Below are 16,522 nucleotides of genomic sequence, written 5' to 3'. Positions count from 1 at the left end.
AATTACTACGTAAAAAGCGTAAATTATGTTGCCTTTATTCAGGACGAGTCACGGTTGCATACAACGTCTTGGCGCTACAAGATGTTTGGGATTAAAGATGCGAGTTTTTTCCATTATGCACAAGTTTTCCAAGTACAAAACCATCTTTAAATTAAGCCTAAAACCCCAATCTCGCCAAACGGCTGTTAGTGGCTGGCAAAATTTTCACTCTTTATTTTCAAATCATTTTTTACACTTTCATTCCATTCACTTTTTAAAATACTAAATATTGTGGCATCAATAGTATTTCCGTCAGCGTCTTTACTAAAATTTCTTAAAATTCCTTCTGCTTTGCAACCAATGCTTTTCATTGCATTAATACTTCTTTCGTTTTTGCTGTTTGCTCCAAAACCAACTCTTGTAAATTGAAGTTTATCAAATGCGAATTCAAGCAATAGATATTTACAATTTTTATTTACTCCTGTTCCTTGGAATTTATTGCCATACCAAGTATAACCAATGTCAAGTCGCTTAAATTCATTAGAAATAGCATAAAATCTTGTCATACCTGCATATTCATTCTTTTTTTTATCAAAAACAATAAATGGATATTCTTTATTTTCATCAAGATTCTTAATTGCAGTATCAAAATATTTTTCAAAATTTTCCTTGCCATTACCACCATTAATGTTAAACTTCCAAATTTCAGGTTCATTAATAGAATACTCCATTAGTTTTTCTTTATCAGAAAGTTTTAATGGTCTTAATGAAACATAATCATTTTCTAAAATATAATCTGTTGTAAAATCTAAATTCATTTGTCAGTTTTTTATTCGTTTTTTTTTGGATTGCTTGCCACTAACGTCTTGGCGCTACAAGATGTTTGGGATTAAAGATGCGAGTTTTTTCCATTATGCACAAATTTTCCAAGTACAAAACCATCTTTAAATTCAGCCAAATGCCCAAATATCTTGTAACGGCTGTTATGGGCAGTCTATTCTAACGTTTTAACTACATCTGGTAACCATTTTTTACTTTCATTGTAAGAATCTTTCAAGTTTCTAAAATTAATATCTAAATAATATTTTTCCATTTGAATCGCTCTAATTTCCGTAATACAATTTCTTGCGTGATCTAACATTGGATAAATTCGTTGGTCTTGTCTTAAATGACTCAAGATTAAGACAAGTGGTTTGAAAAAATCCTTTTCTAATTTATAGATATCATAATTATTATTTTCAAGAAAAGGGGCGATTTCAACGTCCATTAAATCTAGAATTGGTCTATATCTAGTATCATTAATCGGATCTTTACCTATTTCTTGTTCAAGATGTACAGAATATATTCCAAACTCTTTCATTAATTCTTGCAGATTTCTAGAGACACTTGTCGTATGAGTAGATATGTTTTGTTTGTATTCTTCAATAATGCGTTTAAAATTTTCGTACGTGCTTTTTAAAATTGAAACAAATCCATTTATTTCACTCGAGTTTTCGACAGCTTCTTGAAAGCTATTTTTCTTATATTTTTCAAGATATTCTACAATTTCGCTTTTATCTAATGAACTAAACACTTCACAATCTAAAGTTGTAACAAGTTCTGGTCTTGGAAAAGTGTAGTGTTCTTTATTGTTATGCTCAATTAGGAACGCTTCTATATTTTGGATTTGTTTTTCTATAGGATTTTTCAAAACTCGTAATTCAGAAAGCCATCTCTTACCTGATTTTTTTATTTTCTTGTTATCATTTCTATAGTCTATAAATCTATTAATACCAATACCGATAAGTAATGTTAAGATTGGAAAAATATATTTAAAATAGTCGGTTTTTTCTGCGGGCAATTGCAAATAAATTTTAGTTGGTGTGTTGACTTTTTTAACTATTGTAGCTGAATCTTTCAATACTACTTTGGCACTTTCTGTGCCTAATGGTTCTAAAGTTTTTTTTGTTTTGTCTAAATCTTGGCTAAATGCAAATATTGATATTGTTGCAAATGTAATTATTAGTATTTTTCTTATTTTTTTTGGTTAGATTGCCCATAACGTTTTTCGGCTTGGCGATGTGGCGGATAAGGAAGCCGAAACTTTCTATTATAACTAAACTTCAAAGAAAGCAAAAATCTTCGATTTAGCACCAAACCCGCCATATTGCCAAACCGATGTTAGCCGATGTGTTTTTCATCAAAATTCCACCATTGTTTTCATTCCTTTTTCATCATATTTGTATCCGAATTTTTCTTTTGGTGAGTTGTCTGAATTAGTAACTGTTACTATTAACAAATTTCCTTTAATGTCATATTCGTTTTTTGCAATATCAAAAATTGTCCCATCATCATTATAACGAGTTTCTAAAATTTCTAAACCATTTTCGTATATCGTTACTTTAGATATTTTGCCAAGGTTATATTCGTGTTTTTTTTTCAGCCTTACTTCTTTATCGTAGAATTCTTTGCTTCCTAACATTTTTTCCCCTGTGTAACTATTATAATCTTGAATTTCAAAAAGCTTATTATTTTCGTCATAAAAATAAACCGATCCATTTGCAAACTTTGGTTTTACTTTTAATATTTCTCTACCGTAATTAGTTACTTTAATAAGTCGATTTTTGCTATCGTATTCATAAATAATTTTATCCTGATATTCGTTATTTTCACCAGTAGAAATTCTGCTTAGCAATTTTTTGTTTTGATTGTATTTAAATAAAGTTTGACTAACAATTTTTTTTTCAGCACTAAAATCCGTTATACTTTCAATCAGATTCTCGTCATTATATATAAATTTCCTATATATAGCGATGTTTCCATCAGCATCTAAGGTTTGGGTTTCAGACTCATCAATCTTGTTATATCTCAATGTTTTTGTTTCCTCCAAAGTATTATCTGGCGCATATCTGTAATAATCATGATCTGCCGGATTTTGGTAAATATATTTGGAAACATATTTATATGATTTTTCGGCTCCTTTGAAAGTTAAATGCTCAATTTCTCTATTCTGTAAATCATATGTTTTAATACCTTGAATTATGTCATATTTATCATATAATGTTACTATATATTCATCATCTAAATATTTATAGATATTTTTTTTAATCGGGTAATCAAAGGTATTTAGTTCATTAAGTTGAATTAATCGATTTTCCTTATCATATTCATATTTTTTGGTTGAAATTAAAATATCGAACGGATTTAATTTTTCAATTCTATCAATCTTATTTTCTGATGTATAGTAATATTTTTCTTTTTGCCAAAACTGTCCAATATCAGAAATATATTTTATTTCACTTATTTGTTTCTCGTTTGGAAAAGATAAATAGGTGTAAATATCTTGCGAATAAGAATACTGATTAAATATTATAAAAAATAAAAGTAGAGTTTTTGTTTTCAATTTTTATAGGTGTTTTTAATAACATATCGGCTAACGGTTTGCCGCTACACGAGGTTTGGGAGTAAATATGCGGATTATTTCGGCTAAACACAAATTTTACAAATACAAAACCATATTTAAATTAAGCCAAATACCCAAATCTCTTGTAACGGCTGTTAGGCGAAGTACTTTTATTCATCAGACCTCAAGTAATCATATTTTATTAAATCATTTTTGTCCATAATTTCAATTTTTTCTGTGTCTTTAATAATAAAATTTCTATTTGTTATTTCAAGAACATCATTGTAATAATGGTCAGTTAAAATTATACCTTTTGTTTGTTTAATTTCTAATAATAAATTTTTAATCACATCTTTATAAATAGGTTCAATCATTGAAAAAGGTTCATCGAGCATTATAAATTTATGCTTTAAATTTCCAATAATTAATAACTCAAGGTAACGTAATTGACCTAAAGATAATTCTCCAACTTTTCTTTTTTCAAAACTTGATACCTGTTTTGAATAAAAAATTTTGTCTTGGTCGTCTCCATTTGGAAAAAAGAACGGAATTATTTCTCTTACTTTCCATTCTTTTGGTAAAAAAGTTTCTTGTGGTAAATAACCAATTTTCTTAGAAGAAATTACTTTATTTTGAGGAATAATTTCAGCGTCTATTTCAATTAATATTGAATCGGCTTTAATTGTTCCAAAGATTAGTTTTAATAAAGTTGATTTTCCCGTACCATTTCGACCAAATATTCCAATTATTTCTCCAACTTTACAATCAAGGTTTATGTCTTTTAATATAACTTTTTTACCAAAAGATTTATTTAGTTTTGATATATTTAATACATTCATTTATCTAAATTTTATATATATTAAAAGTACTAAAAGGGAAATTATGGTATTAAATAACCAAACTGTTTTCAAAAGTTTTATTTTTGTAAAGCCAAGATTATAATATGCATAATATTGATTTTTTTTGAAAGTTTGATATCCAATGTAACCAAATAAAATACCAAAAGTCGAAAAGAAAATAATACTCCATATAATTCCGGATATCATTCCAAAAATAAAGCAGAATGGTAAATTGAACATATTAATGTCCAAAAAATATTTAGATATTGCTTTATTATACATTTTTTATAGTTAATTTCATACGGTTTTTGTTAGTATTTCGCCTAACGTCTTGGCGCTTGGCGAGGTTGGGGACTTTAAAGCAGAGTATTTTCTGCCGAAACGAAGATATGATAAAAAACGTTAATTCCAATAAAACCCCAATCTCGCCAAACGGCTGTTAGTGGCTGTGTTTATTTTCCACTACAAAATTATTCTTATACTTTTTCAATGTATATACATAATAAAAGATTAAATATAGATACAAAAAACAAACTATGTGTGATTTTATATTTAGTAAGCTTTTGATAAAATCATATATGGAATTATAATCTGTTAAATTGTATAAAAAAAGTACAAGTATAAAGTCACATAAAATTGATAAGATAATCGTCAATATATTACCTCTTATAAGTTTCGTAATTACACTTCCAATAAGACAAATCAAAATTAATATCTTTGCTATAAGTTCAGTTTCTCCAATTTGATTTTTGAACATAAATACAGTTAGACAGGAAACAAATGCAATAATTAAAGTATTTATAACTGCTATTATTGTTATTATTTGTTCCTTTTTTATCTTCATAACTTCTGTTTTTTGGATGTAATATTCTGTCTTTTAGTTAGTTAGTTGCTGTAAAGTCCTGAAATAGGTTGACACATTTTTACTGTGTTTTCAATTCAAATTTAGATAAATAATTTCTTTATTCCTACGATAGGATTTGTATGGAATGTTAGCCTTTATATTAACACTAACAGGAGTTCTACCGTTTAAGCTGTTATGTGGTCTAAGTGTATTGTAAATCTTTACAGCGCGTTTTACCATTTTTACTGCTATTGTTTTATTTGGGATAGTTTGGTTAAGTCCAAATTCATATTTCAATGTTTTGTTTAAACGTTCCGCTAACGCATTTTCATAGGGATCATATTGTTCAGTCATACTTATAATAATTTCGTTATCCTGTAACATTTTCACATATTCTGTCCAGCAGTAATGGAATCCTCTGTCGGAATGGTGTATTAATTTTCTATTTGGATATTTTCTATTTTTAAGAGCCATCTTTAAAGCTTCTATTGATAAAGAAGCTTTCATGTTTGTAGCTACATGAAAACCCATTATTTGTTTAGAATAAGCATCTGTTACGAGTGCTAAATAGGCATTTTTTCCATTAAGACGCAAGTAAGTAATGTCGCTTACCCAGAGTTCTTCTGGTTGATTAGGCACTTTATTTTGTACTAAATTTTTCCATTTTGTAAATAGATGATTAGAGTTTGTAGTTCGTGTAAAATTGCGTTGTTTGGGTACCAATAGGGCATGAGCTCTTAGAAAATCAAAGAAATTATCACGTCCGATTTTGATGTTTTCTTGTTTTATATCGTCTTGTAAAAGCTGATATAATTTTCGACCTCCAATTGCTTGATTAATTTCACCTCTTTTATCAATGACCATTTTTATCATCTTTTGATTGTCAGATTTTTGTTTTTGACAACGGTTCATTTTTTGATAGAAGGCTTGTCTTGAGATCCCGAAGCATTGGCAGATCCATTTGATTTTAAAATGTCTCTTTTCTTTAATTCCACTTCTTTGGCCAATGATTCGGGCAGCGACTTTTTTGCGTAATCATTGCCGGTATCAATCTCGGCTTCAGCAATTATCATCTGTTGGAAGTCTTTAATGAATTCGAGTTCTTTAATCTTTTCCTTGAGTTTTTTTATTTCATCCTTACTTGACATACCTTTTTGTTTTTGTTCTAAGGTAGCAAATTTCTGTAACCAATAATAAATTGCACTTCGTCCGACCTGGTATTTTACCGAAGCATGGTTAACGGAAATCTGTCCGTTAGTAACCTTATCAATGATCTTAAGTTTTAAGTCAAATCCAACGGATTTTTTTTGACAGTCTGGTTTCTTTTCTTTCATGTTGTCCTGTAAATAGTTGTTGATTTTTTGTCAACCTATTTCAGGATTTTACATGCTGTAACATTGCCACTAACGTCTTGGCGCTTGGCGAGGTTGGGGAGTAAAGATGCGAGATTTTTCCATTAAACACTAATTTTTCAAGTACAAAACCATCTTTAAATTAAGCCTAAAACCCCAATCTCGCCAAACGGCTGTTAGTGGCAGTTCGTTATTCCACAACGTTTAATAAATTAATTATTTTCTTTTCTGTAAATGTATCAATTCCAAATAAATATGGCATTCTTCCTTTCGAACTTCCCAAGTTTCTTAAATTTAATAATATTTCGTTATTGTCTAATATTAATGTTAATTTATGTCCAGGTCGACCAAATATAAATGGAACATAAAATTGATAATAGCCAAAACTTTCAGATTCCATTTTCCAATTCTGCTTTTCTGAAATGTTTTTTATAAGTTCAATATTTTCAAACTTATTATTCGCAGTTTTAATTCTAAAAAGTTTTCTCTCATTAAACTTGCAATAGAAAGTATAGATTATCAAAAGACAAACAATAATCAAAAAACCAATATTATTTTCAGCTATAAATAAAAGCATAATTAATGGTAAAAAACCGAACATATTATCCCAAAAATTGTCTAACTCATCTTTGTTAATTTCGTTTTTTTTAATAATATTTAGTACTTCAATTTCTGTCATTTCTGCGATTTTTTTTCGAATTGCCACTAACGGTTCCTGGCTTAGCTTGGTGGGGAACTTTTAAGCAGATTATTTTTGGCTATACGAATATATGAAAAAAAACGGAAATTCAACTAAATTCCCCATCATGCTAAACCAGTGTTGTAATATGTTTTTATCGGCACAAATATTTCTCGTTATTCTTTTTTTCGCGAGAATATTTTTCGCCACAAACTGCATCATTTTCATTAATGCGAATTATTTTCGGCTTAATGATTTCTACACAATATTTTTCGACGCAAACTGCATCGCATTAATTGAAGCAAATTACTTTCTGCGTAACGATTTCAACAAAATTTGTTTCGACGCAAACTGCATCACTTTAATTTAACCAATATACTTTCGGTTTAACGATTTCACCAAAATTTATTTCGACGCAAACTGCATCACTTTAATTTGTCCAAATTACTTTCTGCTTAACGATTTCGCTAGTTTCTATTTCACATAAAACTTTTCAAATTTTCTTTGATAAACGACAACTTTTTGGATTGCAGATTATTTTCTTAGTAGGTGTGAAATAGGGAATTTTTCACCGCAAAATTCTGGTTTAAAATATATTACAACGGTTTCGCGCTAAAAGAAGTTGCTGATGTAAGCGAACTGTGAACTTTCTGCAAGATAATTATTCTTCGTGAAGAAAAGGTCTCAATTAACTGAAAATCAGCAATTTTTTTTAGCGTGTGTTAGCGGTAGTTTTTATATTTCACATTCCATTTCATATTGATTTGTGTAATTTTTCATTCCTCTGCCTTCAAGAAAATTAGCAAATCCATCAAGTCTTGAATCGATATTGATAAAAGAAATTTCTTCCTTTTCGATTTCAATAATTGAATTTAGCATCATACTTCCTAATCCAATATTTCTAAATTTTTTATCAATCGCCAATTGATGTATTCTTTTATTTTTTGGATTAAAAATGATGTAGCCAAATATTTTATCGCTTTTTGTTATTCCGAAACAAATGTTTTGGTCTTGCAGATTATTCATCGTTGTAATCGAATTTTGCCAAGTTGGTTTATAATCCCAAAATGTTTGGAGTAAATTCCAATTCAAATCTTTCAATTTAATGATTTTATAACCTTCATCAATGTTTTTTAATGCTTTGAATTTCAGTTTTCCTTTGAAACAATTAAGTTCTCTGATAATATTGAATCCTTGTTTTTGGTATGTTTTAATTGCAGGTGTGTTTTCTGTCAATACTTCCAAAATCATTTTTTCAACTTTATTTTCTTTTAATTTAGGTAATATATATTCATACATTTTTGAGGTAAGATTATTACCTCTAAAACTTGGAGTTACTCCGGTTCCTCCATTATAATTAATTATTTTCCCATCTGAACTATTTATAAAATGCAAAATGAATGCTGTCAATTTATTATTGTCAAAGGCACCAACAGATAAATCTAATCTTCCGCCTTCGCTCAAAAATTTATCTTCAAATTGTTCTTTAGTAATAGTAATCGGAAAGAAGTAGTCAGAAAAAGCAGAATTAAAAGTTTCCGCTATTTCGTCAAATGATATATTATTAAGTGTGTCAATTATTTGCATCGTGTCTTTTAAAATTACCGCTAACGTCTTGGCGCTTGGCGAGGTTGGGGACTTTAAAGCAGAGTATTTTCTGCCGAAACGAAGATATGAAAAAAAACGCTAATTCCACTAAAACCCCAATCTCGCCAAACGGCTGTTACTAGCTGTTTATTTGGGCAGAATTAATTGCCATAAACTTATTACGTTTCTACTATCAAATCCCAAATTTCACGTTTGTATTTCTCTACTTTTTGCTTTTCTGTGCATTTGGTCAGTTTTCAAATTTACGTTTTTAATTTCACCTTTGCATATTCCCTTTTCAATTTCAATCTTCAATTATTAAATTCAACACTCAAGTTTCCACACTCAATTTCCAATATTTAAGTTTCAATTATCACGCTTCCACACTCACACTTCCACACTCACGTTTCTAAATTCAGACTTCCAAGATTAAAGTTCTTATTGTCACGTACAATATTCACGCTTCCACATTATCATTCCAATTATCAAATTTCTACTTTTAGATATTACACGAAAATAAGTTAAATATTGACGTTGTTTTCACTGTAACTTCCTCATAAATAGCTAGTAACGTCTTGGCGCTTGCCGAGGTTGGGGACTTTCGAAGCCGAGTATTTTCGGCTGAACGTAAATGTAGTAAAAAAACGCTAATTCCACTAAATCCCCAATCTTGGCAAACGGCTGTTGTGCGATGTATTTATTCACTCATCATCTTTTCAAATAAAACATAAATTTCAGTTTTTCTTATTTTTGTTATGCTTGAATCAATAATATTAGAATTTTTTATTGTTATATCACTTAAATTATTTTTATTATAAATTTTCGAATTTTTCTTTTCAATATCATAAAGAAAAATGTGAGTTGAAGTTTCTCCAAGATAATTATAACAACTTACATCTTTATTTGTTGTGACAAATGTAGTGTTTTCATAAAATGAAATATTTGAGTCGTCTTTTTCAAATCTTTTATCATAAGAATTAATAAAAGTTGTAATTAACAATGATATAAAAACCAATGCACCACCAAAATATGTAAGTATTTGATAATCTCTTTCTTTTTGAATTTTTTCAAGTAGATAAATTAAATAAATAAAGTAAGCGGGTATTAATATCGTTTTAAAGGGTAAAAATGCAAGTCCAAAGATTGATAAAGTTATAATAGTAAGTTTAAATAGAATTAGAGATTCGGAAAAGCTATTTTCTATAACATTAGATATTCTTTTTCTGTTATTTTCATTTAAATTTTTAAAATATTTTCTTCTTTTTTTAGTTGAAGTCAATCTAATGTTTGCGAATATATTATGAAGAAATACATAAACAGAAAATAATAGAATTTCTGTTATTATTATGCAACTTAATATTTTAAAAATGTATTCTAAAAAGAAGAATATCATATCGTTTAATCCAATATAATTGAAAATCGATATTTGAAAACTATTGTAATAAATATAATAATTTAGAAAAGTAACACCATAAATTACTAAAGCTACAATTGTTATATTTTCTTTTAAAACTTGGAATATTTTATTTTTGTCTGTATGATTTAATATTTCCATAGGTTTACTTTAATTCTTTATGTTTTTACGGTTTCTGCGGTAATATATCGCACAACGTCTTGGCGCTTGTAGCAGTTGGGGAATAAAGATGCGAGTTTTTTCCATTAAACACAAATTTTCCAAATACAAAACCATCTTTAAATTAAGCCAAAAACCCCAATTGCTACAAACGGCTGTTAGCCGTAGTATTTTCTCATTTTATTGGTTTCCCAACAATATATGTGTCAATATCAATTCCTAAATTCAGTTTGGCAAGTCTTTCAATTAGTTTGTTGTCAAAGTTAATTCCTGCATTTCCACTAATATATTGATATTTACAAACAGAAATATAAGCATTAGCATTTTCGGTTAATTTTATTATGTTTTCGCTGTTCTTTTCTAATTCCGTTAATAGTATTTCTAAATGATTATTAAGTTCATAAGATTGGCTTTTAATTGGTTCATAATTTATTCTGCTAAAAGTGTGTGTTGATTTTCCGTTTTTTCTTAATTCTCCTTTTGACCAACCTTCTGTTAGTTCTTTTTGCAATAGATTTTCTAATTCAGAATAAGTTAGATTTTCTGAAGTTGCAGAAAAATAAGTTTTATGCGCATTTTGAATCCAAACAGAATCAATTTCAATATTTTTAGTTAAATGAATTTCGAGAAAAAAATTTTCGTTTTTTATTTGAAAATATATTGCAACAATATCATCGCTAAAATCATTTTCATAACGTTCAATTTTTGGCTTTCCATTTTCAATTTCAATTTCAAGAACTTCAAGATACTGTTTGGTAATTTCTAAAGTAGGATTTAGAATTTCTTCAATTGCTTTTTCTATAAATTTTTCTTTTTTCACGATTTTTGGCAATATTACGGCTAACGTCTTGGCGCTTGGCGAGGTTGGGGACTTTTGAAACCGAGTATTTTCGGCTGAACGTAAATATAGTAAAAAAACGCTAATTCCACTAAACCCCCAATCTTGGCAAACGGCTGTTGTACGCAGTTATTTTTTTACGATAAGTTCGATTATTAAGCCAATTAAAGCGCTCAAACCATTAATTGATAGCCCAATTAATATTGTTAAAAATAGACCTTTTATTAGCTTTTCATTTTCTGTTTTTACTTCGGCAAATCTATTTTTATCTCCTTTTGTAAATTCAAACATTGGATTTCTTTTCAATTTGTTTATTTGCTTATCCATCATTCTATTTGATAATAGTTGACCGGATTTATAAAAAATATAAAAAATTCCAATTGAAAGCGTAATGAAAAAGAACATTTTCTGATTTACATCTTTTGGCAATATTTCAATATCATATTTAACACTTATACTAAACAGATAGTTAAGGAGTATAATAGCAGAAGTTAAAAATGAAAAAACTATAAAATTCTGAATTTTAACTTCGTTTTTTAAAATAAACTTGATTACTTTATGGTCTTCACTGTTTTTTGGTAAAGATTCATACCATTCGCTAACTATTGTTTTTAATTGATTACAAATTTGGGCATTAATAAAGTCAATTTTACAAGACATTTGTGCTTGTGCTTCTTCAAGTTCATATTCATCACCTCCTTGAAAAACAACTTGAATCATTTCACTTGGTTTTAAACTATTCCCAATTCTAACTCTCATAGTGTGAGTTTGTGGAACATTGTGAAATTGATTTTGAAATAATAAATTAAAATCCCATTCTATTGTTATATATTTTGTCCTTGCTGATATATTCCAATCAGTATTTTTAAATTCATTCCAACTACCAAATGTTTTAATTTCTTTATTTTCTAAACCTACATTTACATTTACAATATCTGTAACTAATTTATGAAGTTCTAAAACTTTGTAAACCTTGTCATTTAATTCCAAAACATCTTGAAAAGAAAATTGTTTGAATTCAGTAAATAATTTAATGTCGGTATCTCTCTTACCTTTTATTAAATAGTATAAAGATTGGAATTGTTTCATTTGCGATTCATCAACAATTGTAACGTCATTGGTTGATTGACTTGGTGTGCTATTTTCCATTATATGTGTTTTTTCTTATAATTGCGTACAACTAGTATATATGTATGACTAAATTATACCCATACAATCAATTTATGGTAGATTGGTATGACTAAATCATACTTTATTTCAAATCAAAAATATAAAAAATTATTTACAAAAAATATACTTTTTCAGAAATATAAAAATATAGCTTTGAATATTTATCATTTTTTTTAGTGCTCTAACCATCATTAAGATGCTTGTCTCTATTTCTCTCATAAAATTTCCATCACACATAAATACCTAAAATCGATATCAAATTTGTCTTATTTAATACCATTCTATAGTTACCATAAATTTGACCAATTATAGCGTGTGATTTGCGAAATTAATACCAAAGTAATGATATTAATTCTTGAAAAAAAAGCGATGGATTATATTTCTATTTTACTGAAAAAGTATCATCGTCAAAGAAATCTTTAATTGTAATATTGATCATATCACAAAATTTATTGATGGAATATATTGTTACTCCTCTTTTATTTTTGGTACTTTCCCATCTATTAATAACCTGACGATCTATATCGTGTTCTTTTGCAAAATCTGATTGTGACAAACCAGTTTTGTTTCTTAAAAACTCCATCCTTTCAGATATTTTTTTCTGTAGTACAATATCTTCTTTTGTCAATTCAGCCATACTGCAATTTTGATAATATTTAAGAATATTATGTCAACCACTTGGATTACAAAATATATTTTATATCTTTGGTTATCATTTGATATTTATTAGGAAATAATACATATCATTTATTAAATTTGCGTTTCTTCATATAGAAAATATTTGAAGCATTCGCTTTGAATCTCGCGTCGAAAAACTGGTAATTTAAGCAACGAGATAATAAGTACGATGCTCACGTCCTATGGCGTGGGCTCACTTATTGTTGCACGGTATACCAGTACCTTCGGCGCAATAAGCTGAGTTCCATGCCATTTTTTTATGGCAATACCTCAGCTGGTTTTAAGCAATACTTCTTCTTTTTATCGACTCGCAATACTTTACTCAGCATTTTAACGCTAAAATCAGTATGCCTATGAATTGAAAAAAAGAATGAAAAAATATTTAATACCTGTGCTGTCGTTTTTTTTGAATTAGTATATCAGCACAGGTTACTATTATTATCTTAAAAAAGGCCCTCTCACCGTCTGAACAACTGCAGGGAGGACCTTTAAGCTAACAAAAACATTAATTCTAATTAACTACACCAAAATTATGAAAAATATTTCATTAATCGAGGGTAAGGCGGTATTGTGGTTTGTGCTTATTTGCATATTACTTTGTACTAACCTTATTCTTGCAAAAAAAAGCGTAATCCCTGCAGCGAAGATCAAAGCGGATTTAAGCTTGCGAAAAGAGAATCTGCATCAAGTTCAGATTAAAAAAATTACTGGAACAGTTACTGACAATCAAGGGCAATTGCCCGGGGTAACTGTTTTTATTAAAGGAAAAAGTGTAACTGTAATTACTGATTTTGATGGGAAATATGTAATAGATGCTTCCTCTACAGATACACTGGTTTTTTCTTTTATGGGTTACAAAACCATTGAAGTGCCTGTTAATGGTAACACTACAATTAATATGCGACTTCAAGAAGATGCCACAGCTCTGCAGGAAGTTAAGGTGAACGCTGGTTATTATAGCGTGAAGGAAAGTGAGCGTACTGGCAGTATCGCCAGAATAACTTCGAAAGATATAGAAAGACAACCCGTCACTAATGTGCTCGCATCCATGCAGGGTAGAATGGCTGGAGTTGATATTATTCAAGATGGAGGTACTGCTGGAGGTGGTTTTCAAATAAAAATAAGAGGTCGGAACAGTATACGTGCTGATGGAAATGAACCTCTATTTGTTATTGATGGGGTTCCTTATTCTTCTGAATCGATAGGTTCACCGGGAACTTCGACTGCCATGGCTAGTCAAATGAGTCCGTTAAATAGTATTAACCCAGCTGATATTGAGAGTATCGAGGTTTTGAAAGATGCGGATGCTACCGCAATTTATGGTTCGCGTGGTGCCAATGGTGTTGTCCTGATTAGCACAAAAAAAGGAAAAGCGGGTAAAACTAAATTTAGTATTAGCGCAACGACAGGTGTGGGCACCGCTACGCGTTTTGTAGCATTAATGAATACAGATCAGTATCTCGCTATGCGTAGGCAAGGGTACGCAAATGATGGTGTGCCATTTGGGGCCACAGCCTATGATGTAAATGGAACATGGGATCAAAGTCGAAGTACCAATTGGCAAAAGGAATTGCTGGGCGGTAGTGCCTTGATTCAAAATATTCAGGCGAGTGTCTCTGGTGGTTCCTCTACCACAAACTATTTATTAAGTGGAAACTACCGTACGGAAGGTACAGTGTTGCCTGCTGATTTTAGGTATAATAAAGGAGCGGTTCATTATACTATGAACCATGTTTCAGATAACTCTAAGTTTCGGATCCAATTTGGCGCCAATTATACCACTCAGGACAATTTGCAGGCAGCGACTGATTTAACATTAACAGCCAAATACCTTGCGCCTAATGCTCCTGCACTTTATGATGCTGATGGGAGAATCAATTGGGAGAATAATACTTTTGACAATCCTATTGCTACTTTACAGGGTATTTTTTGTTCCAAAACAAATGATCTTGTTTCCAATTTGCAACTATCGTATCAGTTAGGAGGAGGGTTTGAGGTAAAAACGAATTTTGGTTTTACAGATTTACAACAATCAGAAAACCGAATTCTTCCATCGACAATATATAATCCAGCATATGCTGTAGGAAGTGATAATTCAGTATTGTATATGAACAATACGAAACGAAAGTCGGGGATCATTGAACCGCAGTTGCGCTGGCAACGTGATTTTGGCAAGAGTAGTTTAGATGTTTTAATAGGAGGGACAAAACAACAGCAAACAACTGAGCGTTTATTTCAATCCGGTATTGGTTTTACTAACAACAGCCTGATTACTAATTTTGCTTCAGCGACTACGAAAAACATATTAAACAGCGATACTTTTCTATACCGTTACTACGCTTATTTTGGACGATTGAATTATATCTATGATGAAAAATACATTGTAAATGTTACTGGTAGGAAGGATGGTTCTAGCCGTTTTGGACCAGGAAGACAGTTTGCTACTTTTGGGGCAGTAGGTGCCGCTTGGATTTTTAGTAAAGAATCATTTGTATCTGAAAATAGTTTTTTAAGTTATGGAAAATTTCGTATGAGCTACGGAATTACAGGAAATGACCAGATAGGCGATTATCAATTTTATGATACCTATGCTGCTACTGGTGCCAATTATCAAGGCATTACCGGACTGCAACCCACACGATTGTATAATGCTGATTTTGGATGGGAAACAAATCGAAAATTAGAGGGTGCCATTGAAACAGGCTTTTTCAAGGATCAAATATTTTTGACCGCTTCGTACTATCGTAATCGTTCTTCTGATCAACTAGTAGGTATACCAATGCCCGCGACAACAGGGTTTAGTTCGTTGACTTCTAATCTAGATGCTACGGTACAAAATAATGGTTTTGAATTCACACTTCGCACGGTGAATTTTTCAAAAGGCAATTTTAATTGGAGTACAAATTTTACCTATTCGGCATCTCGCAATACATTACTCTCTTTCCCTGGTCTTGCCGGTTCTACTTCCGCTACACGTTATGTGATAGGACAACCACTTGATATTGCTAAGCTTTATCACCTTACAGGAGTAAACAGCAACAGCGGCGTTTATGAATTTGAAGATGTTACTGGAGATGGTCTTATTTCGATTGCTGACAAGCAAACACTAGTAGATTTGTCTCCTAAGTTTTTTGGCGGTCTACAGAACCAATTTCAGTACAAAAACTGGCAACTTGACTTTCTAATTCAGTTTGTCAAAAAGCAAGCGTATGATTACATATCGAATGTTCCCGGTGGAACGCCTTATAATCAAAGTACCAACTTAACAGATGCTTGGCAAAAGGCGGGTGACCAAAGTTTACATCAATTAAACACTGCCGGTTTGAATAGTATGGCAACTGTAGCTTATAACAGATATGCGGAGAGTGATGCAGTAGTTACTGATGGCTCCTATGTTCGATTAAAGAATGTTTATTTGTCTTATGATCTACCTCTAAAAATGCTGAAAGAAGTGAACTGTAAACTTTTTGTTCAGGGACAAAACATACTGACTTTTACCCCTTATCGCGGTGGTGACCCTGAATTTAGATTTTCGGGATTTCTTCCGCCTCTGCGTGTAATTTCTGGAGGAATGACTTTAACTTTTTAATTAAAATAAGTA

13 protein-coding genes are annotated in these 16,522 nt (G+C 30.3%); 1 reads left to right on the top strand and 12 read right to left on the bottom strand.

Features of this window, described 5'->3' with window-relative positions; all coding sequences use genetic code 11:
- Positions 1–185: 185 nt before the first annotated feature.
- The 12 genes from H2650_RS10705 to H2650_RS10650 all read right to left on the bottom strand — a co-directional run bounded on the left by H2650_RS10705 (position 186) and on the right by H2650_RS10650 (position 12,880).
- Entirely contained in the window at positions 186–797 is a 612-nt protein-coding gene (locus H2650_RS10705) for a GNAT family N-acetyltransferase (RefSeq protein ID WP_188050796.1), read from the bottom strand.
- Positions 798–973: 176 nt separating this feature from the next.
- The gene (locus tag H2650_RS10700) at positions 974–1,879 is read right to left on the bottom strand and encodes a hypothetical protein (protein ID WP_188050795.1); all 906 of its coding nucleotides are present in this window, start codon (positions 1,877–1,879) and stop codon (positions 974–976) included.
- 279 nt (positions 1,880–2,158) lie between these two features.
- On the bottom strand, positions 2,159–3,361 hold the full coding sequence (locus H2650_RS10695; RefSeq protein WP_188050794.1) for a hypothetical protein: 1,203 nt from the start codon (positions 3,359–3,361) through the stop codon (positions 2,159–2,161).
- A 170-nt stretch (positions 3,362–3,531) separates the two neighbouring features.
- Complete coding sequence (locus tag H2650_RS10690) at positions 3,532–4,200, bottom strand: ATP-binding cassette domain-containing protein (RefSeq protein WP_188050793.1); 669 nt, start codon at positions 4,198–4,200, stop codon at positions 3,532–3,534.
- Positions 4,201–5,134: 934 nt separating this feature from the next.
- Complete coding sequence (locus tag H2650_RS10685) at positions 5,135–5,983, bottom strand: IS3 family transposase (RefSeq protein ID WP_370566859.1); 849 nt, start codon at positions 5,981–5,983, stop codon at positions 5,135–5,137.
- Positions 5,953–6,378: an IS630 transposase-related protein gene (locus H2650_RS10680; RefSeq protein ID WP_188050792.1), complete on the bottom strand. Its 426-nt coding sequence runs from the start codon at positions 6,376–6,378 to the stop codon at positions 5,953–5,955. The genes H2650_RS10685 and H2650_RS10680 overlap by 31 nt, the downstream gene beginning before the upstream one ends.
- A 208-nt stretch (positions 6,379–6,586) precedes the next feature.
- On the bottom strand, positions 6,587–7,075 hold the full coding sequence (locus tag H2650_RS10675; RefSeq protein WP_188050791.1) for a hypothetical protein: 489 nt from the start codon (positions 7,073–7,075) through the stop codon (positions 6,587–6,589).
- Positions 7,076–7,810: 735 nt separating this feature from the next.
- On the bottom strand, positions 7,811–8,662 hold the full coding sequence (locus tag H2650_RS10670) for a GNAT family N-acetyltransferase (RefSeq protein WP_188050790.1): 852 nt from the start codon (positions 8,660–8,662) through the stop codon (positions 7,811–7,813).
- A gap of 697 nt (positions 8,663–9,359) precedes the next feature.
- The gene (locus H2650_RS10665; RefSeq protein WP_188050789.1) at positions 9,360–10,217 is read right to left on the bottom strand and encodes a hypothetical protein; all 858 of its coding nucleotides are present in this window, start codon (positions 10,215–10,217) and stop codon (positions 9,360–9,362) included.
- Positions 10,218–10,410: 193 nt separating this feature from the next.
- Positions 10,411–11,055 carry a DUF4279 domain-containing protein gene (locus H2650_RS10660; protein WP_188050788.1) on the bottom strand — a complete coding sequence of 215 codons (645 nt, stop codon included), beginning with the start codon at positions 11,053–11,055 and terminating at the stop codon, positions 10,411–10,413.
- 147 nt (positions 11,056–11,202) lie between these two features.
- Positions 11,203–12,222, bottom strand: coding sequence for a hypothetical protein (locus tag H2650_RS10655; protein WP_188050787.1), 1,020 nt, complete (start codon positions 12,220–12,222; stop codon positions 11,203–11,205).
- Between the two features lie 403 nt (positions 12,223–12,625).
- Entirely contained in the window at positions 12,626–12,880 is a 255-nt protein-coding gene (locus tag H2650_RS10650; protein WP_188050786.1) for a helix-turn-helix transcriptional regulator, read from the bottom strand.
- 573 nt (positions 12,881–13,453) lie between these two features.
- Here H2650_RS10650 and H2650_RS10645 point away from each other — a divergent pair.
- Positions 13,454–16,510 (top strand): SusC/RagA family TonB-linked outer membrane protein, encoded by a 3,057-nt coding sequence (locus H2650_RS10645; RefSeq protein WP_188050785.1) that lies wholly within the window; start codon positions 13,454–13,456, stop codon positions 16,508–16,510.
- Positions 16,511–16,522 lie beyond the last annotated feature (12 nt).

It is taken from the genome of Flavobacterium sp. GP15, assembly GCF_014281985.1.
Lineage (GTDB): Bacteria > Bacteroidota > Bacteroidia > Flavobacteriales > Flavobacteriaceae > Flavobacterium > Flavobacterium pygoscelis.
This window is presented reverse-complemented; position numbering and strand designations above follow the sequence as displayed.